General features: G+C 71.2%; 24 protein-coding genes. 10 read left to right on the top strand and 14 right to left on the bottom strand.

What is annotated here, in order from left to right; all coding sequences use genetic code 11:
* Positions 1-29: 29 nt before the first annotated feature.
* From IE250_RS23985 to IE250_RS23970, 4 genes are read right to left on the bottom strand one after another with little or no spacing between them, the layout of a single operon-like run.
* Positions 30-479 carry a MarR family winged helix-turn-helix transcriptional regulator gene (locus IE250_RS23985; RefSeq protein WP_189671843.1) on the bottom strand — a complete coding sequence of 150 codons (450 nt, stop codon included), beginning with the start codon at positions 477-479 and terminating at the stop codon, positions 30-32.
* A gap of 10 nt (positions 480-489) precedes the next feature.
* Positions 490-1,251 carry a maleylpyruvate isomerase family mycothiol-dependent enzyme gene (locus IE250_RS23980; protein WP_189671842.1) on the bottom strand — a complete coding sequence of 254 codons (762 nt, stop codon included), beginning with the start codon at positions 1,249-1,251 and terminating at the stop codon, positions 490-492.
* Between the two features lie 3 nt (positions 1,252-1,254).
* Complete coding sequence (locus IE250_RS23975) at positions 1,255-2,091, bottom strand: fumarylacetoacetate hydrolase family protein (protein WP_189671841.1); 837 nt, start codon at positions 2,089-2,091, stop codon at positions 1,255-1,257.
* Positions 2,088-3,179 (bottom strand): cupin domain-containing protein, encoded by a 1,092-nt coding sequence (locus IE250_RS23970; protein WP_189671840.1) that lies wholly within the window; start codon positions 3,177-3,179, stop codon positions 2,088-2,090. The genes IE250_RS23975 and IE250_RS23970 overlap by 4 nt, the downstream gene beginning before the upstream one ends.
* 327 nt (positions 3,180-3,506) lie before the next feature.
* Between IE250_RS23970 and IE250_RS23965 the strand changes: the two genes are divergently transcribed.
* The 3 genes from IE250_RS23965 to IE250_RS23955 all read left to right on the top strand — a co-directional run bounded on the left by IE250_RS23965 (position 3,507) and on the right by IE250_RS23955 (position 7,575).
* Entirely contained in the window at positions 3,507-5,183 is a 1,677-nt protein-coding gene (locus IE250_RS23965) for an AbfB domain-containing protein (protein ID WP_189671839.1), read from the top strand.
* A 124-nt stretch (positions 5,184-5,307) separates the two neighbouring features.
* Entirely contained in the window at positions 5,308-6,774 is a 1,467-nt protein-coding gene (locus IE250_RS23960; RefSeq protein ID WP_229872735.1) for an alginate lyase family protein, read from the top strand.
* Positions 6,775-6,813: 39 nt separating this feature from the next.
* A complete protein-coding gene (locus tag IE250_RS23955; protein WP_189671838.1) occupies positions 6,814-7,575 on the top strand; it encodes an SDR family NAD(P)-dependent oxidoreductase in 762 nt (253 codons plus the stop codon).
* An 89-nt stretch (positions 7,576-7,664) separates the two neighbouring features.
* On the opposite strand, the gene IE250_RS23950 is transcribed toward IE250_RS23955, so the two are convergent.
* The 3 genes from IE250_RS23950 to IE250_RS23940 form a co-directional block, all read right to left on the bottom strand.
* Positions 7,665-8,195: a MerR family transcriptional regulator gene (locus IE250_RS23950; RefSeq protein ID WP_189671837.1), complete on the bottom strand. Its 531-nt coding sequence runs from the start codon at positions 8,193-8,195 to the stop codon at positions 7,665-7,667.
* Positions 8,196-8,235: 40 nt separating this feature from the next.
* Entirely contained in the window at positions 8,236-9,105 is an 870-nt protein-coding gene (locus IE250_RS23945; RefSeq protein ID WP_189671836.1) for an SDR family NAD(P)-dependent oxidoreductase, read from the bottom strand.
* Between the two features lie 118 nt (positions 9,106-9,223).
* Positions 9,224-10,129, bottom strand: a complete 906-nt coding sequence (locus IE250_RS23940; protein ID WP_189671835.1) for a sigma-70 family RNA polymerase sigma factor — start codon at positions 10,127-10,129, stop codon at positions 9,224-9,226.
* Between the two features lie 113 nt (positions 10,130-10,242).
* Here IE250_RS23940 and IE250_RS23935 point away from each other — a divergent pair, with 113 nt between their 5' ends.
* Positions 10,243-10,749 carry a DoxX family protein gene (locus tag IE250_RS23935; protein ID WP_189671834.1) on the top strand — a complete coding sequence of 169 codons (507 nt, stop codon included), beginning with the start codon at positions 10,243-10,245 and terminating at the stop codon, positions 10,747-10,749.
* 130 nt (positions 10,750-10,879) lie between these two features.
* The gene (locus tag IE250_RS23930) at positions 10,880-11,644 is read left to right on the top strand and encodes a GNAT family N-acetyltransferase (protein WP_189671833.1); all 765 of its coding nucleotides are present in this window, start codon (positions 10,880-10,882) and stop codon (positions 11,642-11,644) included.
* 2 nt (positions 11,645-11,646) lie between these two features.
* Here the strand turns inward: IE250_RS23930 and IE250_RS23925 are convergent, their stop codons facing one another.
* Together IE250_RS23925 and IE250_RS23920 are read right to left on the bottom strand one after the other, a co-directional pair.
* Positions 11,647-12,597: a DUF808 domain-containing protein gene (locus IE250_RS23925; RefSeq protein WP_189671832.1), complete on the bottom strand. Its 951-nt coding sequence runs from the start codon at positions 12,595-12,597 to the stop codon at positions 11,647-11,649.
* Positions 12,598-12,710: 113 nt separating this feature from the next.
* Positions 12,711-14,939 carry a heavy metal translocating P-type ATPase gene (locus tag IE250_RS23920; RefSeq protein WP_229872743.1) on the bottom strand — a complete coding sequence of 743 codons (2,229 nt, stop codon included), beginning with the start codon at positions 14,937-14,939 and terminating at the stop codon, positions 12,711-12,713.
* 254 nt (positions 14,940-15,193) lie between these two features.
* Here IE250_RS23920 and IE250_RS23915 point away from each other — a divergent pair, with 254 nt between their 5' ends.
* From IE250_RS23915 to IE250_RS23905, 3 genes are all read left to right on the top strand, one after another.
* Positions 15,194-15,637, top strand: a complete 444-nt coding sequence (locus IE250_RS23915; protein ID WP_229872742.1) for a DUF6153 family protein — start codon at positions 15,194-15,196, stop codon at positions 15,635-15,637.
* A gap of 97 nt (positions 15,638-15,734) precedes the next feature.
* Positions 15,735-16,397, top strand: a complete 663-nt coding sequence (locus tag IE250_RS23910; RefSeq protein WP_189671830.1) for a DUF305 domain-containing protein — start codon at positions 15,735-15,737, stop codon at positions 16,395-16,397.
* Positions 16,398-16,585: 188 nt separating this feature from the next.
* Positions 16,586-17,068: a TIGR00725 family protein gene (locus IE250_RS23905; RefSeq protein WP_189671829.1), complete on the top strand. Its 483-nt coding sequence runs from the start codon at positions 16,586-16,588 to the stop codon at positions 17,066-17,068.
* Between the two features lie 32 nt (positions 17,069-17,100).
* On the opposite strand, the gene IE250_RS23900 is transcribed toward IE250_RS23905, so the two are convergent.
* The 5 genes from IE250_RS23900 to IE250_RS23880 form a co-directional block, all read right to left on the bottom strand.
* Positions 17,101-17,442: a metal-sensitive transcriptional regulator gene (locus tag IE250_RS23900; protein WP_229872734.1), complete on the bottom strand. Its 342-nt coding sequence runs from the start codon at positions 17,440-17,442 to the stop codon at positions 17,101-17,103.
* A gap of 106 nt (positions 17,443-17,548) precedes the next feature.
* Entirely contained in the window at positions 17,549-17,836 is a 288-nt protein-coding gene (locus IE250_RS23895) for a YHS domain-containing protein (protein ID WP_189671827.1), read from the bottom strand.
* A 29-nt stretch (positions 17,837-17,865) separates the two neighbouring features.
* Positions 17,866-20,157: a heavy metal translocating P-type ATPase gene (locus IE250_RS23890; protein WP_189671826.1), complete on the bottom strand. Its 2,292-nt coding sequence runs from the start codon at positions 20,155-20,157 to the stop codon at positions 17,866-17,868.
* Positions 20,154-21,071, bottom strand: a complete 918-nt coding sequence (locus IE250_RS23885; RefSeq protein WP_189671825.1) for a DUF8832 domain-containing protein — start codon at positions 21,069-21,071, stop codon at positions 20,154-20,156. The genes IE250_RS23890 and IE250_RS23885 overlap by 4 nt, the downstream gene beginning before the upstream one ends.
* Positions 21,068-21,283, bottom strand: coding sequence for a heavy-metal-associated domain-containing protein (locus IE250_RS23880; protein WP_189671824.1), 216 nt, complete (start codon positions 21,281-21,283; stop codon positions 21,068-21,070). Before IE250_RS23880 ends, IE250_RS23885 begins: the two co-directional genes overlap by 4 nt.
* 157 nt (positions 21,284-21,440) lie before the next feature.
* Between IE250_RS23880 and IE250_RS23875 the strand changes: the two genes are divergently transcribed.
* Positions 21,441-21,740 (top strand): hypothetical protein, encoded by a 300-nt coding sequence (locus tag IE250_RS23875; protein WP_189671823.1) that lies wholly within the window; start codon positions 21,441-21,443, stop codon positions 21,738-21,740.
* Between the two features lie 166 nt (positions 21,741-21,906).
* Positions 21,907-22,167: hypothetical protein (locus IE250_RS23870; RefSeq protein WP_189668378.1), on the top strand; the 261-nt coding region annotated here is incomplete at its 3' end.

Below are 22,167 nucleotides of genomic sequence, written 5' to 3'. Positions count from 1 at the left end.
GTATTCCAGACGGGTTGTGGGCAGCTGGATCAGACGTCGTCGCGCGCGTGGTGGCCGTGCGCGTCGAGGACCCTGGTGAGGAGCCGTCGCAAGGTGGCCCGCTCCTCCTCGCTGAGTCCGGCGGTGAGCGAGGCGTCCACCTGGGCGACGTGCGGGACGAGCCGGCGCAGCTCGGCGGCGCCGTCGTCGGTGAGCCGGACCAGGTTGCGGCGGCGGTCCGCGGCGGCCCTCGTCCGCTCGACCAGGCCCCTGGCCTCGAGCCGGGAGACGAGGCCCGCGACGGTCGAGCGGTCGAGGTCGAGCACGTCGCACAGCTCGCGCTGGCTGGCGCCACCTGTCCGGTGCAGCACGTTGAGCACGCCGAACTGGACGTTGCTCAGGCCCGGCCCCGCCTCCTCGGCCCACACCGCCAGATGCACCTGCTGGGCACGCCGGATGAGGAAGCCCACGTGCTCGGGCAGGTACAGGGACTGGGTCATGGACCGATCATCACAGCCAGCGCGGCGGCGGCGGAACCGCACCGCCGTCGGCAGCGAGCACCCCGGCGGCACCTCGGCCCGTCGCCCACCGCGTCAGCGCCGCGGCGGTCCCGCGGAGCGTCACCGTCCCCGCGGACGCCGTCCCGTCCGGCGCCAGCGGGTAGGTGACGTCGCGGTCGGTCGGCTCCAGCACGAGGGGCGGCAGGCCGGCCGGGCCGAGCCGGCGCCGCCAGCCACCGACGACGTCGGCGAGCAGCGCGTCGACCAGCTCGGCCGGGAAGTCGCCGAACGAGCCGCCGTTGTCGAGGTCGACGGCGTGCACCCACACCTCCCGGGTCCGCATCCAGACGGTCTCGGACGCGGGCACGACCCGCCCGAGCGCCGTGCGCACCGAAGCGTGCCACGCCTCCTCGGGCAGGTCCCGCCACTCCACGTCGAGGTGCACCGCGGCATGGGCACAGAGGTTGCGCAGGGCGCGGGCGGGGAGCGTAGCGGCGAACGCGATCTCCTGGTCGCGCTCCTCCGGCGAGGCGTACATCGGCGTCTCGACGCCGGTGGCCGCCCACTCGGTGAGCCGGGTGAGCGCGCGGGCGTTGAGGCCGACGTGCGCGACGACGTGCCGCCGCGTCCAGCCGGCCACCAGCGATGGCGCGTCCAGCTCGTCGTTGCGCAGCTCGTTGAGCTTGCGTGAGAAGTACGCCTGCCCGCGGCGGGCCAGCAGCAGGCCGGCGAGAAGCTGCGGATCGGTGGCCTGGTCCATGCGGGCGGGCACCGCTCAGCCCTCCTTGACGACGGCGTTGCGCAGCGTGCCGAGCCCGGTGATGGAGGTGACCAGCTCCTGCCCGGGCGCGAGGTAGCGCGGGGGTCGCCGCGCGTGGCCGACGCCGCCGGGCGTGCCGGTGGCGATGACGTCGCCGGGGTGGAGCGTGAGGATCTGCGAGATGTAGGCGACGAGCGCGGCCGGGCCGAACACCATGTCGTCGATCGCCGTGCGCTGCACCGCTTCGCCGTCGACCTCCGTGACCAGCTCGCCCCCCGGATCGACCGCGTCGAGCGTCGTCAGCCAGGGGCCGAACGGCGTCGTCGCCTCGAAGGTCTTGCCCTGCAGCCACTGCGGGGTGCGGTACTGGAAGTCGCGCATCGTCACGTCGTTGATCACGGCGTAGCCGGCGATCGAGTCCTCGGCCTCCGCGGCGGTGAGCCGGCGCGCCGTCCGGCCGACGACGACGGCGACCTCGCCCTCCCAGTCGACGGCGTCCCCGGCGTGCGCCGGCAGCACCACGGGGTCGTACGGGCCGATCAGCGCCTCGGGGAACTTGGCGAAGAGCGTGGGGTGCTCGGGCAGCTCGCGACCCATCTCGAGGATGTGGTTGCGGTAGTTGAGCCCGACGCAGACGATCTTGGCCGGGCGCAGCACCGGCGGCGCCCAGGCCTGCGGGTCGAGGTCGGCGAGGTCGTGCGCCGGGCCGTCCGCGGCACGCGCGACCGAGGCCCACTGCGAGTCCTGGAGCAGGTGGCCGACGTCGGCGTGGCCGGGCACCTCGACGGCGACGTGCTCGTCGACGCGGACGGCGACGGTGCTCGCGCCGAGACGGAGGGTTGCGAGTCTCATGCGAGGTCCTCGTTTCGCTGGCCGGGGCGGTAGGTGCGCGTGAAGTTCAGCCGGTCGACGATCGGGCCGTCGTTGAACCGGAACAGGTCGAACTGGCTGTCGGCGTGCAGCGACCACGGGACCCAGCTCGGCACGACGAACAGGTCGCCGGTGTGCAGCCGGTGCTCGGTCTCGCCGAGCACGACCGTGCCCTCGCCCTCGAACACCTGCCACACCGAGGACCCGACCTCGTGCGTGACCGGCGTGGAGGCGCCGGCGCGCAGCCGGTGGAACTCGCAGCGCAGGGTCGGCATGACGTCGCCGCCCGTGGTCGGGTTGACGTACCGGATGGCGGCATGGCCCTGGCCGACGGTCGCCGGGTGGCCGGCGTCCTCCAGGGCGAGCTGCTCGGTCAGCGCCCGGTCGGTGTGCTCCCAGCGGTAGGCGGCGAGTGGCGAGCTCGTGGTGTCCTCGAGGCCGCTGAGCGGGCGCAGACCGGGGTGGGCCCACAGCCGTTCGGAGCGGGAGACGTCAGGGGACGCCTCGTCGGTGACGCGCTCCGAGCCGTACTCGAAGAAGCCGACGTCGGCGTAGTGCGAGAACGGCACGTCGAGGCCGTCGATCCAGGCCATCGGCTGGTCGGTGTCGTTGTGGTGGCCGTGGAAGTTCCAGCCGGGCGTGAGCAGCAGGTCGCCGCGGCGCATCGCGACGGGGTCGCCGTTGACGACTGTCCAGACTCCCTCGCCCTCGACGACGAACCGGAAGGCGTTCTGGCTGTGCCGGTGCTCCGGCGCGGTCTCGAACCCGCCGAGATACTGGATCGCGCACCACAGGGTCGGCGTCGCGTAGGCCGTGCCGGGGAGCCCGGGGTTGGCCAGGCCGATCGCCCGCCGCTCGCCTCCGCGCCCGACCGGCACGAGCTCGCCGGACCGCTCGGCGAGGCCGAACAGCGTGGACCACTCCCACACATGCGGCACCGCCTTCGGCGACGGCGTCATGGGCATCAGGCCGTCGCGCTGGGTCCACAGCGGGGCCAGGTGGTGAGTGTCGAAGTCCGCGTAGAGCTGTTTGAGCTCCGGGGTGTCCGCCGTGCCGTCCATCTGCTGCATGGTGCTCCTCCTGGTGGCCTCGTCGCCATTCGTTGGCATGCCAACGATAAGCCCAGACGGCCGCCAAGTCCATTGCCTCCGCCGTCCCCGTAGGCCGCCAACACCCTCTTCCCAAGTGCCGCGACCGTTGATAACGTTATCCCGATCCGGGCTTTTCACCCTCCGACCTCGTCGCGAGGGCTCGGGAATCCGGGTCCCGCAGGGCACCGCTGCTGTCGACGGCTCACCGACGAGTCGTCTCGACGGGAGGAGACGGCTCGCCGACGAGCCGCCTCGACAGGACGGGCGGACTCACCGACGAGCCGCCTCGGCAGAACGGAGCGACCCATGTCCCGGAACGACCTCGAACGATCGCGCGCGCTCTCCCGGCGCACCTTCCTCGGCGGCGCCGCCGCCGTCCCGCTGCTGGCCTGGGGCGCGCCCACCGTCGCGTCCCTCGCCGCTGGCGGCACAGCCACCGCGGCGGAGGCGGCGCCGCTGGTCGCGTCGCACCCCAGCGCGCTGCACACGGCGGGCGAGCTCAGCACCGCCGCCGGCCGCGTCTCCGCCCGCTCCCAGCCGTGGATCGGCGGCTGGGACCGCCTGGTCGCCAACGGGCGCAGCCAGTCCACCTGGACCCCGCGGCCGCTGCAGGACGTGATCCGCGGCGGGGACGGGTCGAACTACCCCCAGATGATGTACGACATCCACGCCGCCTACCAGAACGCGCTCCGCTGGCGCCTCACCGGCAGCGCCGCGCACGGCGACACCGCCGTGAACATCCTCAACGCCTGGTCCGGCACCCTCCGGTCCATCGGCGGCAACGCCGACCGCTTCCTCGCCTCCGGGATCTACGGGTACGAGTTCGCCAACGCGGGCGAGCTGGTGCGCGACCACCCCCGCTTCAACCGCACCCGGTTCCGCGACATGCTGCTGGGCATCTTCCACCCGATGTGCGAGCACTTCCTGAACAACCACAACGGCGCGGTGATCACGAACTACTGGGCCAACTGGGACCTGTGCAACATGGCCGCGATCCTGGCCATCGGGATCTTCGCCGACCGCGACGACCTGGTGGACCGGGCGGTCGGCTACTTCAGGACCGGCGCGGGCAACGGGTCGATCGACCATGCGATCCCGTACGTGTACGACGACCTGGGCCTGGCGCAGTGGCAGGAGGCCGGCCGCGACCAGGGGCACACCGTGATGGGCATCGGCATGATGGCCACCTTCTGCGAGATGGCCTGGCACCAGGGCATCGATCTCTACGCTCACGGCGGCAACCGCTTCCTCAAGGCCGCCGAGTACGTCGCCAGGTACAACCTCGGGCTCGAGGTCCCGTTCACCGACTACACGTGGCAGTCCGGACCCAGCAGCACCGCCCCGCACGCCGGGTGGCAGACGCACACCGAGGTGAGCTCCGCGGGCCGCGGGCACGTGCGTCCGGTCTGGGACACCGTCCTCGGCCACTACGAGGGGCGGCGGGGCCTGTCCGCCCCGTGGGTCCGGCAGATGGCCGAGAGCGTCCGGCCCGAGGGCGGCGGCGGCGACTACGGCTCGACGTCGGGCGGATACGACCAGCTCGGCTTCACCACGCTGATGTTCGCGCCGGCCCAGAGAGCGGCTGTCCGGCTCCAGTCGTACAACTTCCCCGACCGGTACGTGCGGCACGCCAGCTACGTGGGTCGCCTCGATGCCAACGTCTCCCCCGCGGAGGACGCTCAGTTCCACATCCGGCGCGGCCTGGCCAGCCCGGGATCCGTCTCCTTCGAGTCCGTCAACCTCCCCGGGTACTTCCTGCGCCACTGGGACTACGCGATCCGGCTCGAGCAGTACGACAACACGGCGACGTTCCGCGGGGACGCCACCTTCGCGCAGCAGACCAGCACGGTCGGCTCCGGGTACGCCAGGTTCCGCTCGCACAACTTCCCGGACCGGTACCTCCGGCACCAGAACAACCTGCTGCGGATCGACCCGCTCGACTCGGACCTGGCAAATCAGGACGCCGCCTTCCGCATCCTCTGACGAAACCGTTTCCCTGTGAGGGCCGTCCGGTAGACGCGCTAGGGTGACCCAAACCGTGTGGGTGAATTGTCCTGATAACGTTCTCCCGCACTCGAGTCCCCCAGCCTCGACCGAACGGAAGAAGATGTCTCCGAAGGACACCCCCGGTCCGCGGGCGAGCCACGCCCGCGGACCGCTCTCCTCCCCGAGCAAGGTCACCCGCCGTGCCATCCTCGCCGGCGCCGCCGCCGCGGTCCCCTTCATCGCCTGGTCCGCCTGGGCGGCGCGCCCGGACGGAACCGGGACGATGACGCCCGCGGGAGCGAGCGGCCCGGGCGGCTCAGCCACCCTCGGGCGCCCGAGCAGCTCCCCCAGCGGCTCGCCGTCCGCGTCCCCCTCGACCTCCCCCTCGCCGTCGGGGTCGCCCTCCCCGTCCGGTTCCCCTTCGGCCTCGGCCTCCGCGTCGGCGTCGGCCACGCCCTCAGCAACGCCCAAGCCCGTGGACCCGACGCGGCCCGGCCTGCTGCACTCCGCGGCCGACCTCGAGAACGTCGCAAACAAGGTCGCCGCGGGTGCCCAGCCCTGGGCGTCGGGCTGGGACCGCCTGGTCGCCAACGGCCGGTCGGCCGCCGACTGGCAGCCCCGTCCGCTGACGGATGTGATCCGAGGCGTCGCCGGCGACAACGTCGGCCAGATGTACGCCGACATCCACGCCGCCTACCAGAATGGCCTGCGCTGGCGGATCAGCGGCGAGAAGGCCCACGGCGACGCCGCCGTCCGCATCCTCAACGCCTGGTCGGGCACGCTGCGGTCCCTGGGCGGCAACGCCGACCGCTTCCTCGCGGCAGGGATCCACGGCTACCAGTTCGCCAACGCGGGCGAGCTCGTGCGCGACCACCCCGACTTCGACCTGCCGCGCTTCAAGAAGATGCTCCTCGAGATCTTCTACCCGATGAACGAGCACTTCCTGACCATCCACAACGGCGCGGTGATCACGAACTACTGGGCCAACTGGGACCTGTGCAACATGTGCTCGGTGCTGGCCATCGGTGCCTTCACCGACCGCAAGGACCTGGTGAACCGGGCCATCAGCTACTTCAAGAACGGCAAGGGCAACGGGTCCATCAAGAACGCCATCCCGTTCGTGTACGACCGTCAGGGCCTGGCCCAGTGGCAGGAGGCCGGCCGCGACCAGGGGCACACCGTGATGGGCATCGGCATGATGGCCACCTTCTGCGAGATGGCCTGGCACCAGGGAGTCGACTGCTACGGCTACGACAACAACCGCTTCCTCAAGGGAGCTGAGTACGTCGCCAAGTACAACCTCGGCTACGACGTCCCGTTCACCGACTACACGTGGCAGTCCGGGACCACCGCCATCGCCGCCCACGTCGGATGGGACACCCACACGGTGGTCAGCGACTACTCACGCGGCCACATCCGGCCCGTGTGGGACATCGTCCTCGGCCACTACTCCGGCCGCAAGGGGCTCTCCGCTCCCTGGACCCGGCGGATGGCCGAGAGCATCCGCGCCGACGGCGGGGGCGGGGACTACGGCAACGGGGGCGGCTACGACCAGCTCGGCTTCACCACGCTGATGCACTCGCGGTGATGCACGCGCGCTGACACCGCGATCCCCGATACTGCTCTGATGACGAGTGCTCTCCCCCTGGACGGCCGCACGGCCGTCGTCACCGGCGCCGCCCGGGGCATCGGCGCTGCCACGGCTCGGCGGCTCGCGGAGGACGGCGCCGGCGTCTTCCTCGTCGACGTCTCCCCGACCGTGCACGACCTCCGCGACGAGCTGCGCGACGCCGGCCACCGCGCCGCGGCGTCCGTGATGGACGTCGCCGACGAGGCGGCCTGGGCCGACGCCGTCGTCGTCTGCCGCGCCGAGCTCGGGCGGCCCGAGATCCTCGTGAACAACGCGTACGCGGTCCAGGTCGCGTCGCTGGAGGAGACGCCGCTGTCGAGCTGGGAGCGGCAGCTCCGCGTCAGCCTCACCGGCGCCTACCTCGCCACCCGCGCGCACCTGACTGATCTGTCGTCGTCGGGGCGGGGCGCAGTGGTCATGGTGTCGTCGGTGCACGCGCACTTCGGGCTGCCGGGCCGGGCCGCGTACGCCTCAGCCAAGGCGGGGATGACAGGGCTGGCCCGCCAGCTCGCCGCCGAGTACGCGCCGGCCGTCCGGGTCAACAGTGTGCTGCCCGGCCCGGTGCTCACGCCGCACTGGGACGGCGTCGGCGAGGCGGACCGGGCCAGTGCCGCGGGAGCGACCGCCCTCGGACGCCTGGGCGAGGCATCCGAGGTCGCCGACGCGATCGTGTACCTCTGCTCCGACCGCGCTTCGTTCATCACGGGTGTCGAGCTCAACGTCGACGGCGGCTGGAGCATCACGAAGGACTCGGCCTGAGGATGTCCAGGTCGGAGCGCGCCAGTGAGATCGGCCAATTATCTTCGTGGCGGGGCACCTCAGGGTGTGTTCGAGAGCTTGATATTGGGTCAGCGTCGGTGGACCTGGTCCAGGACGTCGTCGGCAACGACGTTTGGGGCGGCAGCGGAGTCGACGTCCGGCCCGGTCGATCCCCCATAGGTGGCGATCTTGTACTCCGTGGCCGCCAGGGAGAGCGTCAGTTCCCGGATCCGACGGCGGATGGTGTCGCGGTGCTCCAGGAGGATGTCGAGCCGCTCGGGCTCGGTCTGCTTCCCGGCGTCGACCAGCGAGACGTAGTGCTGCAGGTCGCGCACGGGCATGCCGGACAGCCGCATCCGGGTGAGGAACACCAGGCGGCGCACTGCGTCGGCGTCGTATACCCGGTGGCCGGCGGCGTCGCGGCTCACCGCGACCAGGCCGGCCCGCTCGTAGTAGCGCAGCGTGTGGGGCGAGACGTCCAGGTGGGCGGCCGCCTCGGCGATGGTCATCGGCTCGGAGGTCCCGGCCGGGTCGGCGAGGGCCTGGATCACCTCGACCGACGGCGCGCCGTCGTCCCCCAGAGCCGCCAGCGCCCGCGACATCAGATCGTCCGTTGCCATGTCGTCAGCCTAAAGTCGCCGGCCTGGATCGGACGGACCATCAGAATGCCCGCACGGCCGGGGGCACGCCCGGGAAGTCCGCCGACTCGCTCGCCCGAGCCCACTTCTCTACGTCGTCGAGCGCACTCGCGTAGGCGCGCCTGAGGTTGCGGACCGCCTCGGCACCGAGCGGCAGCCGCAGCGGCGCGTCGAAGGCGTCGAGCACATCGCGGATCACGGCGGCCGCGCGCTCCGGGTCGCCCTCCTGGATGCCGTCGGCCTCGGCCATGTTCGAGCGCACGGCGCCGGTCACCGCGTCGTAGATCGGGTCCTGTGCCGCCGTGCCGAGTACCTCGGGCGCGTTGAACTCGGTGCGGAACCGGCTGGGCTCAACGATCAGCACGCGGATCCCGAAGGGGGCGACCTCGCCCGCGAGGGCCTCGGACCAGCCCTCCAGAGCGAACTTGCCGGCCGAGTAGCTGCCGACCGCGGGGAACGACATGCGCCCACCCTGGCTGCTCATCTGCACGATCGCGCCCGAACCTCGTTCCCGCATGTGCGGGAGGACCGCGCGCACATAGGCGGCAGGGCCGAAGAGGTGCTGTTCGAGCATGTCCCGCAACTGGCCGTCCGAGATCTCCTCGGCGGCCCCGACCTGTCCGGCACCGGCGTTGTTGACGAGCACGTCGACCCGCCCGAACACGTCCAGGGCCCGCCGCGCGACCGCGGCGGCCCCGGCGGTGTCCCGCACGTCGTGCTCAACCGCGAGCAGCCGATCCCCGTACCTGGCCCGGAGCGCGTCGAACCGGCTGGTCCTGCGCGCCGTCCCGACAACCCGTTCGCCTGCCCGCAGCGCGTTCTCGGCCAGGGCCAGGCCGAGACCCGAGCTCGCGCCGGTGATGAGCCACGTCTTGCTGCTGATCGTCGTCATGACCGGGACGCTAGGTCTTCGAGCGCGCTCGAAGGCAAGCCCGGCGCCGGGTGCCGGTCCCAGATCGCGGCGAGGGCCGCGCAGCATCGTTCACCGCAACATCGTTCACTCGCGGTGGTCAGCGCAGCAGCACCGTATGGATCGCCGCGATCAGGCCGTCGGTGATCAGCAGCCGGATCAGCGCCACCGGGTCGCCGCCCCGCGTGCCGACGACGGCCATTCCGTCGTCCAGGGCCAGCGGAGCCAGCGTCCAGCCGGACTGCGGACCCAGGTACTTCAGCGATCCGGCAGCCACCCGCTCGGCGCCGACGTCGAACCCGACGCGCTCGCCGCGCAAGGTCGCCCAGCCCGACACGTCGCGGTGCAGGATCCGCGCCAGCGCGTCCAGGTCTCCCCCGGCGCACGCCGCGATGAAGCTGTCGACGACGCCCTGCAGCTCCGGATCGGCGCGCGGCGCGTCCGCCGTCGGACCGGACTCCCGGATCGCGCGCCGGGCGCGGCTCGCCAGCTGCCGGCACGCGGCGGAAGTGCGGCCTACCATCTCGGCCACGCTCTCGAACGGGATCCCGAACACGTCGTGCAGCAGGAATGCCGCTCGCTCCCCCGGCGTGAGCTGCTCGAGCACCACGGACAGCGCGCGCCGGATCTCGTCGTCCAGGGTGACGCGGTCCGCCGGGTCCGGCGCGTCCGCCACCACGTCGAAGTCCCAGCCGGTCGGGTCGTGCGGCGCCGAGAGCCGGCCGTGCGCCGAGCCGATCCGGTCCAGCGCGAGCCGGCGCACCACCACGACCAGCCAGCCGCGCAGGTCCCGGATCTCGCCGACCTCCTGCGCCGCGAGGCGCGCGAACGCGTCCTGCACCACGTCCTCGGCCTCGGCGAGATCGCCCAGGATCCGGTGCGCGACGGCGAGCAGATAGGCCCGGTCGTCCCGCGAGGCGGCGGCTACGCGTTCGGTTGCGCTGCGTTCGGTTGCGCTGCGTTCGGTTGCGCTGCGTTCGGTTGCGCTGCGTTCGTTTTCAGTCATGTGCACAAGACGATCGCGTCCTCTCCCGTGTGACAGCGTCACACACGTGCCCTCCCGTTCGTCCTGTCCCGCAGCCGCCGGCAACCCGCCGGCCGACAAGCTGAAGGAGCACCATGCTCACCACCACCCTGCTCACCACCACGCTGTGGGCGGCGCAGATCCTGCTCGCCCTGTTCTTCCTGTTCGCGGGCCTGCCCAAGATCCTCGGGCGCGGCATCGACCGCTGGACCGGGTTCGACGACGTCCCACGACCGCTCACCATCCTGATCGGCATCGCGGAGGTCGCCGCGCCCGTCGCGCTGATCCTCCCGATGCTCCTGGACACCTTCGAGTGGACGACGCCGCTCGCAGCGGTCGGCATCGCTGTCGTCACACTGATGGCGAGCGGCTTCCACGTCCGGGCCGGCGAATGGCTCCCCGCGCTGGAGACCGCGCTGTGGGCGATGCTCGCCGGGACTGTCGCGATCGGCCGTTGGGACCTCCTGGCTACCGGGCCGTCCACGAGCGCTGAACTGCTGGTGCCCGTGATGGCCATCGTCGCAGTGGCGCTCGTCGTCAACATCGTGGCGATCTTCAGGGCGCCCGCGCCCTCGCGCGCCGCGGAGGCGGCGCTGCGCTGAGCGGTTCCGTTGTGCTGAGCGGTTGCCGCCGGTGGGCGGTGCGTGCGTCACCGACGGGCGGCCGGACCGGAATGCGCGCGGCCGGGCGCCCGTTGGTGATGGACGTGAACCTCACGTCCGGAAACCTCGCATGAGCATCGTCGACGCGGACCGCCCGGTCCAGGACAACACCGGGTCCGGCGACGGGGACCAAGACGACGCCGCCCTGGACAATCCCGCGTGGTCGTCGCTCACGGGAGCGCACGCCCACCTGGCGGAGGGCGGCGATCTCGTCCGGCGGTACCCCACCGACGTCTCGCCGTTCGCCGCCGTCCGCTCCTGGGACGATCCGGGCGTCTGGGACGCGATAGTCGACCTGGTCGGGTACGACGCCGAGTTCCCGGCCCCGCCGGAGTCCGTCACGCTGCCACCCGGCTGGGAGCGAGGAGAGCCCTTCGAGGGCGTACAGCTCGTCGAGACCGGGCGGCTGCGCGGGCGGCCCGACGACGAGGCGGTGATCCTGGGCTCCGCCGACGTCCCCGAGATGCTGGACCTGGTGGCGCGCGCGCAGCCCGGCCCGTTCCTGCCCCGCACCTACAAGCTGGGTCGATACATCGGGATCCGGCGCGACGGGCGCCTCGTGGCCATGGCCGGCGAGCGCCTGCGGCCCGCCGGCTGGACCGAGATCAGCGCCGTCGCGACCGACGAGCGGTACCGCGGCCAGGGCCTGGCCGCGCGCCTGGTCCTCGACGTCGTGCACCACGTCCACCAGCCCGGCGTCGACAAGCCCGGCGCGCGCGCCATGCTGCATGCTGCGGCGGACAACACCGGCGCGATCCGGCTCTACGAGAAGCTCGGCTTCACGCTGCGCCGGCGAATGGCCTTCGCCAGCCTGCGCACCCCGGTCAGGCCCTGAGATCAGCCCCTGACCGGGTGTTCCTGGGTCTCCTTCTTCCGGGACGGCAGCAGGTGCAGCACGGCCACCACGAGGCCACCGACCACCAGGCCGACGACGGCGGAGCACAGCGTGTTGAAGATCCAGCCGAGCGTGCCGCCGAACGCGCCGGCGCCGTCGTGGATCGCGAGCTCGATGTGATGCACCCACTCGTAGGGCGCGGGGATCCAGCCGGTGCCGTCGGCCCCCAGGTTGACGAGCAGGATGTGCCCGCCCACCCAGAGCATGGCCACGGTGCCGACCACGGAGATGACCGCGAGGACCACCGGCATCGCCTTGACGAGCCCGCGGCCCAGCGTCCTCGAGAACCCGGAGTCGTACGTGGCCAGCCGCAGCCCGACGTCGTCCATCTTCACGATGGCCGCGACGATGCCGTAGACGATGACCGTGATGACGAACGCCACGACCACGAGGATCGCGAGCCGGGACCAGAACGTCTCGTCGGCCACCTCGTCGAGGGCGATCACCATGATCTCGGCCGACAGGATGAGGTCGGTGCGGATGGCGCCCGCGACCATCTTCTTCTCGGCCTCGGGGCTGACCTCGGTGGCCGGCAGCTCGGCGTCGTGGTGGCCGGAGACCTTGTGCCAGATCTTCTCCGCGCCCTCGTACGCGAGGTAGGTGCCGCCTATCATGAGGACGATCGGCAGCAGCCACGGCAGGAACTGGCTGAGCAGCAGCGCGGCCGGGAGGATGAAGACCAGCTTGTTCCGGATCGACCCGACCGCGATCTTCCACACGATCGGCAGCTCGCGCTTCGCCGCGACGCTCCGCAGGTACTGCGGCGTCACGGCCGTGTCGTCCACGACCACGCCGGCCGCCTTGGCGGTCGCGCGGCCCGTGGCCGCACCGACGTCGTCGATCGACGCCGCCGCCAGCTTCGCGAGCGCGGCGATGTCGTCCAGCAGTCCCATCAGGCCGCCCACGGCGCCCCCGTCTCGGGTCGATGTGTCGTCATGCCACTCAGCCTATGCAACTCCGGCCGGCGATCGGGCATCGGGTGCACGAACGGTCGGCCGGGGCCGCCTCACTTCCCCGGACGGAGGTCGAGCCTGCGCAGCAGCTGGGCGTTGAGCGCGACCACGACCGTCGAGAGCGACATCAGGACCGCGCCCGCCGACATCGGCATCACGAAGCCGATCGGCGCCAGGACGCCCGCGGCGAGCGGCACCGAGATCAGGTTGTACCCGGCTGCCCACCACAGGTTCTGCTTCATCTTCCGGTAGCTGGCTCGCGACAGCTCGATCACCGACAGCACGGACCGGGGGTCGTCGCTCGCGAGGATGACGCCGGCGGACGCGATCGCCACGTCGGTTCCGGCTCCGATCGCGATGCCGACGTCGGCCTGCGCCAGCGCCGGGGCGTCGTTGACGCCGTCGCCCACCATCGCCACCTTGCGCCCCTCGCCCTGCAGCTGCTGGACCTTGGCGGACTTGTCCTCCGGCCGGACGCCGGCGAAATACCGGTCGACGCCGATCTCCTCCGCCACGGACCGCGCGACCGCCTCGGCGTCGCCGGTGATCATGACCACCTGGACGCCCAGGTCGTGCAGCTTCCGGACTGCGTCCGCGGACTCCGTGCGCACCTCGTCGGCGAGCTTGATCCCGCCGACCACCGCCCCGTCGCGCAGGACGTGCAGGATGATCGCCCCGTCCTTGCGCCAGGCGTCCGCCTCCGGCAGCTCGTCCTGGCCGCTCTCCTCCAGGAGCCGCGGTCCGCCGACCCGGATCTCGTGGCCGTCGACCGTAGCGGTCACCCCGACCGCGGGCGACGAGGTGAAGCCCGTGGCCCGCGGGACCGTGAGGCCGCGCTCCTGCGCCGCGCGCACGATGGCCTTGGCCAGGGGGTGCTCGCTGTCCGACTCCGCGGCGGCGGCGAGCGCGACGAGCATGTCGGCGTCGACGTCGCCGGCCGGCTGCGCGTCGGCGACGGTGGGCTCACCCTTCGTGAGCGTGCCGGTCTTGTCGAACAGCACGGTGTCCACGGTGCGCATGCTCTCCAGGGCCAGCCGGTCCTTGACGAGCACGCCACCACGGGCGGCCCGTTCGGTGGCGATCGAGACGACGAGCGGGATGGCGAGCCCCAGGGCGTGGGGGCACGCGATCACGAGCACGGTCACGGTGCGTATGACGGCGGCGTCCGGGAGTCCGGCGACCGACCAGACCACTGCCGTGACCGCCGCTGCGGCCAGGGCGAACCAGAACAGCCAGCCCGCCGCGACGTCCGCCAGGCGCTGCGCGCGCGACGACGAGTTCTGCGCCTCGGTCACGAGCCGCTGGATGCCGGCCAGGGCGGTGTCGTCGCCGGTGGCCGTCACCTCGATCCGCATTCCGGAGTCCGTGGCGACCGTTCCCGCGGTCACCGGCTCGCCGGGGCCGCGCGGGACGGTGCGCGACTCCCCCGTCACCATGGACTCGTCCATCTCCGCGCGGCCGTCGACGACGCGGCCGTCCGCGGGGACGCTCCCACCCGGCCGCACGACGACGACGTCGCCGACGACGAGATCGGCCGGCGAGACCTTGACGATCTGGTCCCCGTCGACGCGCTCCGCCTCGTCCGGGAGCAGTGCCGCGAGGGAGTCCAGGGCCGACGTCGTCTGCGCGAGCGAACGCATCTCGATCCAGTGGCCGAGCAGCATGATCACGATCAGGAGCGCCAGCTCCCACCAGAAGTCGAGCTGGTGGTCCAGCAGGCCGAGGCTGGCACCCAGGGAGGCGACAAACGCGACGGTGATCGCCAGGCCGATCAGCAGCATCATCCCCGGCTTGCGGGAGCGGAGCTCGCTCACCGCCCCGGTCAGGAACGGCGACCCGCCCCACACGTACATGACGGTGCCCAGCACTGGCGAGACCGCGGTCACCCAGCCGCCTTCGGGCAGCGTGTAGCCGAGGATCATCGCGAACATGCTGGAGAACCCCACGACCGGTACGGCCAGCACCAGCATGATCCAGAACAGCCGCCGGAACTGGCCGACGTGGTCGCCGTGTCCGGCGTGGCCGCCGTGGCCGCCGTGGCCGGCGTGCTCGGCATGAGCGGTGTGGCCGGCGTGCTCGGCGTGGTCGCTGTGCTCGGCCGAGTCGGCGTGAGCGGCGTGACCCGCGGGCGCGGCCTGGTCAGTGGCGACTGCCTGGACGGTGTGGCCCGCATGTTCGGCGTGACTGGCGTGGTGGTCCCCGTGCTCCACGTGACCGGCGTGGTCCCCGTGGTCCGCGTGACCTGCGTGGTCGCCGTCGTGCGACGTGTGGTCTTCGTGCATCGCGTGGAGGGCGTCACCGTGCTCGTGACCGTGCTCGTGGTGCACTGCGGGTTCCGGTGCGACAGGCTGTTTGGTGGGGTGGATGTGGGACTCGTTCATGGAATCGCTCCTGGGTTGAGCAGTGATCCGTGGGGGCAGCAGTAGAACCATATATACCCCGTGGGGGTATCCTCGTCAAGGGGTCGCGAGAGTGCTCCGAACGACGCTCGCCGAGGTCACGTTGGCATCCACGAGCCACTAGGGTGGACGGCGTGATGCACGTGATCAGCATCCTTCGGTCGCTGCTCGCCGCACCGCGGCGAGGGGTGGCCAGCGCGCTGATGATCGCCGTGGTGATCGCGGGCGTGGTGTCGATGCACTCGATGAGCGGCTCGCCGACCGCACACGTCACGCCAGCCGGGATTGCGGCGGCGCACGACGTGGCGGCGCCGGCCCAGCCGGGCGTCCCCGCCTCGCACGCCGGCGCCGGCGTCGAAGGCTCGGACTGCTCATCCGGCTGTGGCTCGCACGACGCGCACGACATGACGACAGCCATGTGCCTGATGGTGCTCGTCGTCCTGCTGACCCTCGCCGCACCGCCGGCGAGCTTCCTCAACACGGTCCTGCTGCCGTTCGCCCGGCGGGTTCTGGTGGCCGCGCCGCGCTCGCGACCGGCGGCACCGCCGTCGTTGCACGCGTTGGGCATCCTGCGGACGTAGAAGCACGCGCATGCCGACCCTGCCGGGTCGGCCGTTTCGCGACCCTTCCGGGGCCGCGCCGTGTGTCAGCTACTCCGAACTGAAAGGCCCATGAACCATGAAGCGCATCCTTGCGCCCAGCCTCGTGCTGGCTACCGCCCTGACCTTCTCTGCCTGCACCGGCTCCGACGGCTCAGGCTCCGACCACTCCGGCATGGACATGTCCGGCGCGTCCATGTCCGAAGGCGCGTCGCCCTCGGACGACCAGAGCGCCGGGGACGGCGCCGCGTTCAACGACGCGGACGTGATGTTCGCGCAGATGATGATCCCGCACCACGAGCAGGCAATCGAGATGTCCGACGTCATCCTCGGCAAGGAGGGGATCGACTCGGAGGTCACCGACCTGGCCACGCAGATCAAGGAGGCTCAGGGCCCGGAGATCGAGCAGCTCAGCACCTGGCTCGACGAGTGGGGCGCCGAGCAGCCGGACGACTCCATGGGCATGGACCACGACTCCATGGGTGACGACTCAATGGGCGACGAGTCCCTGGGCGGCATGATGAGCGAGGACGACATGCAGGCGCTCGAAGGCGCCGAGGGGGCGGAAGCCAGCCGGCTGTTCCTCGAGCAGATGATCGTCCACCACGAGGGTGCCATCGAGATGGCGCAGACCGAGGTCGGGGACGGCGCCCACGAGGGCGCCGTCGAGATGGCCGGCGCCATCATCGACGGCCAGTCGAGCGAGATCCAGACGATGGAGGGTCTGCTCGCCGGCATGTGACGCCGAGGGTGGTGCGCCGCTGATGGTGGCGCACCACCCGCCGGGCTGAGGCATGATGAGTTCGGTCCGATGTCGTCTGCGCGCAGATGACCTCGGACCGAAGTCGGCGAGCCAGGTCACCGGTCCCGCCGGGCCATGCCGGATAGCTTGCCCGAAGCGGACGTCGCACCGCCCAGGAGGGAGAACCGATGCCCATCCAGGTGGCCGTGTGCGGCCCGCGCTTCTGCACCGAACAGGACCGGGAGCACGCTCACGAGGTCGGGCGCCTGCTCGCCGAGGCCGGAGTGACGGTGCTCAACGGCGGCGGGGCAGGGGTGATGGCAGCCGTCTCGGCGGGAGCGCGCTTGGCCGGCGGCCTCGTCATCGGCGTGCGGCCTGGATCAACGAAAAAGGACGCCAACCCCGACCTCAGCGCCGTGCTGGCCACGAACATGGGCGAAGCCCGTAACGCCGTCGTGGTGTGGTCGGCCGACGCCGTGATCGCCGTCGGCGGCTCGTGGGGCACCCTGTCCGAGCTCGCGCTCGCCCAGTGGCGCGGCGTGCCGGTGATCAGCCTCGGCGGCTGGCAGGTCCTGGACGCGGACGGCAACCCGCTGCCCGACGCTCCCCCGACCGCGGCCACGCCCCAGGACGCCGTCGCCTTCGCTCTTTCGATGGCCCTGCGCGACTGAAGAACCCGGGCTGCACCCGGTCGCGGACGAGCTCAGGAGCGGACGAGCCGTGCGATCGCGTCGGAGGCTTCCTTGACCTTCGCGTCGGCCTCGGGACCGCCGGTCCGGGCGGCGTCCACCACACAGTGCTTGAGATGGTCGTCCAGGAGGCCGAGCGCGACGCTCTCGAGCGCCTTGGTCAGGGCGGACACCTGGGTCAGGATGTCGATGCAGTACTGCTCCTCGTCGACCATCCGGTGGATCCCGCGAGCCTGCCCCTCGATGCGCTTGAGCCGGGCGAGGTAGTTGGCCTTGTCAGTGATGTATCCGTGGGTGACGTGCGCGTCGCCCTCCCCGCGCACGTCGAGGTCGGCAGGGGATCCTGTGTCGGTCATGGTTCCCATGGTGTCATCTCCACTTGGTCGAACGTGCTGGCTGCAGGGGCGAAGTCGCAGGTTCCGCGGCGCATCACGAGCGCCGCGGAACCTCCGGCTGCGCGGATCAGGCCGCGGCCGCGTACTTCGCGGGGTCGGCGTCGAACGGGGCCTCGCAGGCCGCGCAGCAGAACCAGTAGCGCTGGCCCTCGTAGTCGCGGAACAGGCCCTTCGCCTCGGCTTCGGACTTCACTACCGTGCTGCCGCGCATCACGGGGCACTCCGCGATCTCGTCGGCCGAGGGGCCGAGCAGGTTGCCGCCGAGAGGGCTCGCCGCGGCCGAGTGCGAGTGCGAATGGCCGCCGTGCGCGTGATCGCCGTGCTCGTGGTCGCCGTGGGAGTGGTCGTGTCCCATGTTGGGTCCTTTCGTCGATGGTGAGCTGGTCAGGCGTCCTGCAGCGTCCGGGCGACCCGCCCGGTCGGTGCGGGCACCTGGGGGTCCGCCGTCCGGCTCGCGAAGGAGCGCAGTCGGAGGCTGTTGCCGACGACGAAGACGCTGGAGAACGCCATCGCCGCACCGGCGAGCATCGGGTTGAGCAGGCCGAGCGCGGCCAGCGGGATCGCCGCGACGTTGTACCCGAAGGCCCAGAACAGGTTCGTCTTGATCGTGCCGAGCGTCCGGCGGGAGAGCCGGATCGCGTCGGCGGCGGAGCTGAGGTCGCCGCGGACCAGGGTGATGTCCGCCGCCTCGATGGCGACGTCGGTGCCGGTGCCCATCGCCAGGCCCAGGTCGGCCTGGGCGAGGGCAGGTGCGTCGTTGACGCCGTCGCCGACCATCGCCACTACCTTGCCCTCGGCCTGCAGCCGGGCTATCACGTCGGCCTTGTCCTGGGGCATGACCTCCGCGATCACCTGGGTGACGCCCACCGCGGCCGCTACCTGTTCGGCGACGGTCCGGTTGTCGCCCGTGAGCAGCACGGGGGTCAGCCCGAGCGCGGTGAGCTGTGCGACTGCGGCCGCGCTGGTCGGCTTGATCTGGTCCGCGACGACGAGGATGCCGCGCGCCTGCCCGTCCCAGCCGACCGCCACGACGGTCTTACCCTCACCCTCTGCTTGAGCCTTGGCCTCCGCCAGGTCCGCCGGCAGGTACTCCGACCAGTCGGCGAGCAGGCTCTCCCGGCCGACGACGACGGCGTGCCCGTCGACGACGCCCTGCACCCCCAGACCCTGGATGCTCTCGAAGGACTCAGGGGTCGGCAGGTCGCCGACCTGCTGTGTGGCGCCCTTGGCGATGGCCTGCGCGACGGGGTGCTCGGAGGCGTCCTCCAGGGCGCCGGCGAGCCGGAGCAGCTCCTCGCGGGTAGTGCTGTCGTCCACGACGACGTCGAGGAGGGTCATCTTGCCGGTGGTGACGGTGCCGGTCTTGTCCAGGACGATCGTGTCGACCTTGCGGGTCGACTCCAGCACCTCGGGCCCCTTGATGAGGATGCCCAGCTGCGCGCCTCGTCCCGTTCCGACCAGCAGGGCGGTCGGAGTGGCCAGCCCGAGCGCGCAGGGGCAGGCGATGATCAGCACCGCGACGGCGGCGGTCATCCCAGCGGTCACGGGGAACCCGCCGCCGAGCCAGAAGCCGAGGGTAGCCACGGCTGTCGCGATGACGATCGGGACGAAGATCCCGGAGACGCGGTCGGCGAGGCGCTGGATCTCGGCCTTGCCGGACTGGGCGTCCTCGACGAGCTGGGCGATTCGCGCGAGCTGCGTGTCCGAGCCGACCCTCGTGGCCCGGATGACGAGCCGGCCGCCCGAGTTCACGGTGGCCCCCGCCACGGCGTCGCCGACGCCGACCTCGACCGGGACGGACTCCCCCGTGAGCATCGACGCGTCGATGGCGGACGAGCCGGTGACGACGACGCCGTCGGTGGCGACCTTCTCGCCCGGGCGCACGACGAACTCGTCGCCGACGGACAGGCTCTCGACCGGGATCCGGGTCTCGGTGCCGCCGCGCAGCACGGCGACGTCCTTCGCGCCGAGCTCCAGCAGAGCGCGCAAAGCAGCGCCGGCCTGACGCTTGGACCTCTTCTCGAAGTAGCGCCCGGCGAGCACGAACATCGTGACGCCCGCGGCGACCTCGAGGTAGATGTTGCCGGCGCCGTCCGACGGAGCGATGGCCAGCTCGAACCCGTGCGTCATCCCCGGCTCGCCCGCGGTGCCGAGGAACAGCGCGTACAGGGACCAGAGGAACGCGGCCCCGACGCCGAGCGAGACGAGGGTGTCCATGGTCGCCGCCCCGTGCCGCAGGTTGGTCCATGCGGCCTTGTGGAACGGCCATGCCGCCCACAGGATCACCGGGGCCGCCAGCGCGAGCGACGCCCACTGCCAGTACGTGAACTGGAGGGCGGGCACCATCGCCATCGCGATCACCGGGATCGCGAGCACGATCGAGCCGATCAGCCGGTTCCGCAGCGACAGCAGCTCCATGTCCCGCGAGCCGACGGCGTCGCCGTCGTCCTCCGGGCTGTTCTTCGGGGTGGGCAGGACCGCCGTGTAGCCGGTCTTCTCCACCTCGGCGACGATCGCGCTCAGGTCGTACCCTGCCGGCGCCGTCACCTTCGCCTTCTCCGTGGCGTAGTTGACCGTAGCGGTCACTCCGTCGAGGCGGTTGAGCTTCTTCTCGATCCGCATCGCGCACGACGCGCAGGTCATCCCCCCGATCTCGAGATCGACGGTGGTCATCATGCCCTCCCTGTCGTGTCCAGGACGAAGCGCGCCGTGTGCACTTCCCCGTCGACCTTGAAGTCCAGGTACAGCAGGTACCGGCCGGGCGTTGGCGCCTCGGTCATGAACTCGATGTCCGGACCGGACTCCGCTCCGGCCTCCGGCTCGTCACCCTCGGGGTGCACGTGCAGGTAGGCCAGGTCGCCCTCGCGCAGCGCGACGAGGTGCCCGTAGGCGCCGAGGTACGGCTCCAGCTGGGTGACCGGCTCGCCGTCCTTCGTGATGGTCGCCGTGAGCATGGAGTCGCCGTCCGCGCTCAGGTCTCCGGTGAGCGTCGCTGTGTAGCCGCCGGTCGTATTGCTGGTCGACGCCGACGTCGCGGGCTGCGGCGAGAAAGGTCCGGCGACATCGACCGTGCGGGTGAGCGTCACGTTCTCGCCGGTCGCCTCGGGGACGAAGTCGGTGAACACCCGGTAGGTGCCCGCCTCCGCCCACGTCCACGGGATCGACCAGACGCCGTCGGCCGACATCGTCGGGTGGACATGACGGAACTGGTCACCGTCGGAGCGCACCACGATCAGGTGCAGCTTCTTGTCGTGCTCGGTCTCGAAGCCGGTCACCGCCTCGCCGTCAGCCGACGTGATGGTGAACGAGAGCATTCCGGTCTCGCCCGTCTCGCCGGGAACGCTGACCGGGCTCAGGAGCAGGCCGTCCTGTTCGAGCGAGAGCCCGCGTACCGATGTGGCTTCGCTGGGGCCCTCGTTCATGCCTTCCATGTCTTCCATCCCCTCCATGCCGTCTGACTCCCCCTCGGTCGTCGCCGACCACGCGGCGACGGAACGCTCCGGGACCACCGCACCGGCGACGACGAAGGCCGCGACGAAGAGTGCCGCAAGGCCCCCGCCGTACAGGCCGAGCCGCTGAGGGACGTTCATGCGACCCGCTCCGCCTCATATCCGGCCTCGTCCACGGCGGCCACGACCGCGGCGTCGTCCAGCACGGCAGCGCTCCGGACGACGAGCTTGCCGGTCGCGGCACTCACGTCGACCTGCTCCACGCCGGGAAGCCGGCCCACCTCGCCGCGGACCGCGACCTCGCAGTGCCCGCAGCTCATTCCGGTGACCTGGTACTCGCTCGTCGTCGCCATGGTCTCTTCCTTCCATTCGGGTTCGATGGTACCCCTAGGGGGTAGCCGTATTCCGAACCATATACCCCCTCGGGGTATTCCGGTCAAGGGGAAGCCCCGGGCTCAGAGGCGGGTCGATCGCATCAGTCGTCGGACTTTCGCCCGCTACGGTTTCGCCATGTACATCGCGGAGCTCGTCCCCGTAGCGATACTCGTCGTCCTGTTGCTCGTGCTCATCACGGTGAACTCAACCGGGCGGGCGGTCGATCGAGTCGAACGCAAGGTGGATCGGGTGATCAAGCACCTCGGCATCGAGGGCCCGGCCGTGGACGGAATCCTGCCGGAGACGCTGGCCGAGATCGACAGGTGCATCTGGTCGGACAGGCGAGCCGAAGCGACCAGGCTGTACCGCCAGGCGACCGGTCACACGGCCGTCGAGGCAAGGGCATGGATCGAACGCCGCGTGGCGTCCTACTGAACTCTGACGGCCTGAAACCAGACCTCCCGACGGACGACCGATATGGGTCGTTTTGCCCACCGTGATTTGGCGACTATTCCCCTCTCGCTCGGTAGGGTGCTGCCGTTGCGCCTGTGTGTATGGCCGGGCGAGCAGTCTTTTTGTGGAGTGATGAAGAGGAGGACGCATGAGCCTGGTCTCAAGCGTGTTTGAGAACCGCAGGTCCGTTGCGTCGGTCGGTGTGGTGACCCTCTTCGGTGCGGGTCTGCTGGGCTTCGCTCTGTGGTACGACGGCGAGGCGACGGCTGATGTGCGGCTGAACGACTCGGGTGTGTGGGTGACCCAGACCGCGTCGGGCAAGCTGGGGCGGTTCAACTACGAGGCCAGGGCGCTGGACGGCACGTTGCTGGCCAACTCGTCGAGCTTTGACGTGGAGCAGGACGCGCAG

It is taken from the genome of Promicromonospora soli (genome assembly GCF_014653785.1).
GTDB lineage: Bacteria > Actinomycetota > Actinomycetes > Actinomycetales > Cellulomonadaceae > Promicromonospora > Promicromonospora soli.
Note: the sequence above shows the minus strand (reverse complement) of the source record. Positions and strands in the feature narration are given on the sequence as shown.

Coding starts and splice junctions, on each gene's coding strand:
- IE250_RS23985 (WP_189671843.1), bottom strand. CDS start 479: ATGACCCAGTCCCTGTACCTGCCCGAGCACGTGGGCTTCCTCATCCGG.
- IE250_RS23975 (WP_189671841.1), bottom strand. CDS start 2,091: ATGAGACTCGCAACCCTCCGTCTCGGCGCGAGCACCGTCGCCGTCCGC.
- IE250_RS23970 (WP_189671840.1), bottom strand. CDS start 3,179: ATGCAGCAGATGGACGGCACGGCGGACACCCCGGAGCTCAAACAGCTC.
- IE250_RS23965 (WP_189671839.1), top strand. CDS start 3,507: ATGTCCCGGAACGACCTCGAACGATCGCGCGCGCTCTCCCGGCGCACC.
- IE250_RS23960 (WP_229872735.1), top strand. CDS start 5,308: ATGTCTCCGAAGGACACCCCCGGTCCGCGGGCGAGCCACGCCCGCGGA.
- IE250_RS23955 (WP_189671838.1), top strand. CDS start 6,814: ATGACGAGTGCTCTCCCCCTGGACGGCCGCACGGCCGTCGTCACCGGC.
- IE250_RS23950 (WP_189671837.1), bottom strand. CDS start 8,195: ATGGCAACGGACGATCTGATGTCGCGGGCGCTGGCGGCTCTGGGGGAC.
- IE250_RS23945 (WP_189671836.1), bottom strand. CDS start 9,105: ATGACGACGATCAGCAGCAAGACGTGGCTCATCACCGGCGCGAGCTCG.
- IE250_RS23940 (WP_189671835.1), bottom strand. CDS start 10,129: ATGACTGAAAACGAACGCAGCGCAACCGAACGCAGCGCAACCGAACGC.
- IE250_RS23935 (WP_189671834.1), top strand. CDS start 10,243: ATGCTCACCACCACCCTGCTCACCACCACGCTGTGGGCGGCGCAGATC.
- IE250_RS23930 (WP_189671833.1), top strand. CDS start 10,880: ATGAGCATCGTCGACGCGGACCGCCCGGTCCAGGACAACACCGGGTCC.
- IE250_RS23925 (WP_189671832.1), bottom strand. CDS start 12,597: ATGGGACTGCTGGACGACATCGCCGCGCTCGCGAAGCTGGCGGCGGCG.
- IE250_RS23920 (WP_229872743.1), bottom strand. CDS start 14,939: ATGCACGAAGACCACACGTCGCACGACGGCGACCACGCAGGTCACGCG.
- IE250_RS23915 (WP_229872742.1), top strand. CDS start 15,194: ATGCACGTGATCAGCATCCTTCGGTCGCTGCTCGCCGCACCGCGGCGA.
- IE250_RS23910 (WP_189671830.1), top strand. CDS start 15,735: ATGAAGCGCATCCTTGCGCCCAGCCTCGTGCTGGCTACCGCCCTGACC.
- IE250_RS23905 (WP_189671829.1), top strand. CDS start 16,586: ATGCCCATCCAGGTGGCCGTGTGCGGCCCGCGCTTCTGCACCGAACAG.
- IE250_RS23900 (WP_229872734.1), bottom strand. CDS start 17,442: ATGACCGACACAGGATCCCCTGCCGACCTCGACGTGCGCGGGGAGGGC.
- IE250_RS23895 (WP_189671827.1), bottom strand. CDS start 17,836: ATGGGACACGACCACTCCCACGGCGACCACGAGCACGGCGATCACGCG.
- IE250_RS23890 (WP_189671826.1), bottom strand. CDS start 20,157: ATGATGACCACCGTCGATCTCGAGATCGGGGGGATGACCTGCGCGTCG.
- IE250_RS23885 (WP_189671825.1), bottom strand. CDS start 21,071: ATGAACGTCCCTCAGCGGCTCGGCCTGTACGGCGGGGGCCTTGCGGCA.
- IE250_RS23880 (WP_189671824.1), bottom strand. CDS start 21,283: ATGGCGACGACGAGCGAGTACCAGGTCACCGGAATGAGCTGCGGGCAC.
- IE250_RS23875 (WP_189671823.1), top strand. CDS start 21,441: ATGTACATCGCGGAGCTCGTCCCCGTAGCGATACTCGTCGTCCTGTTG.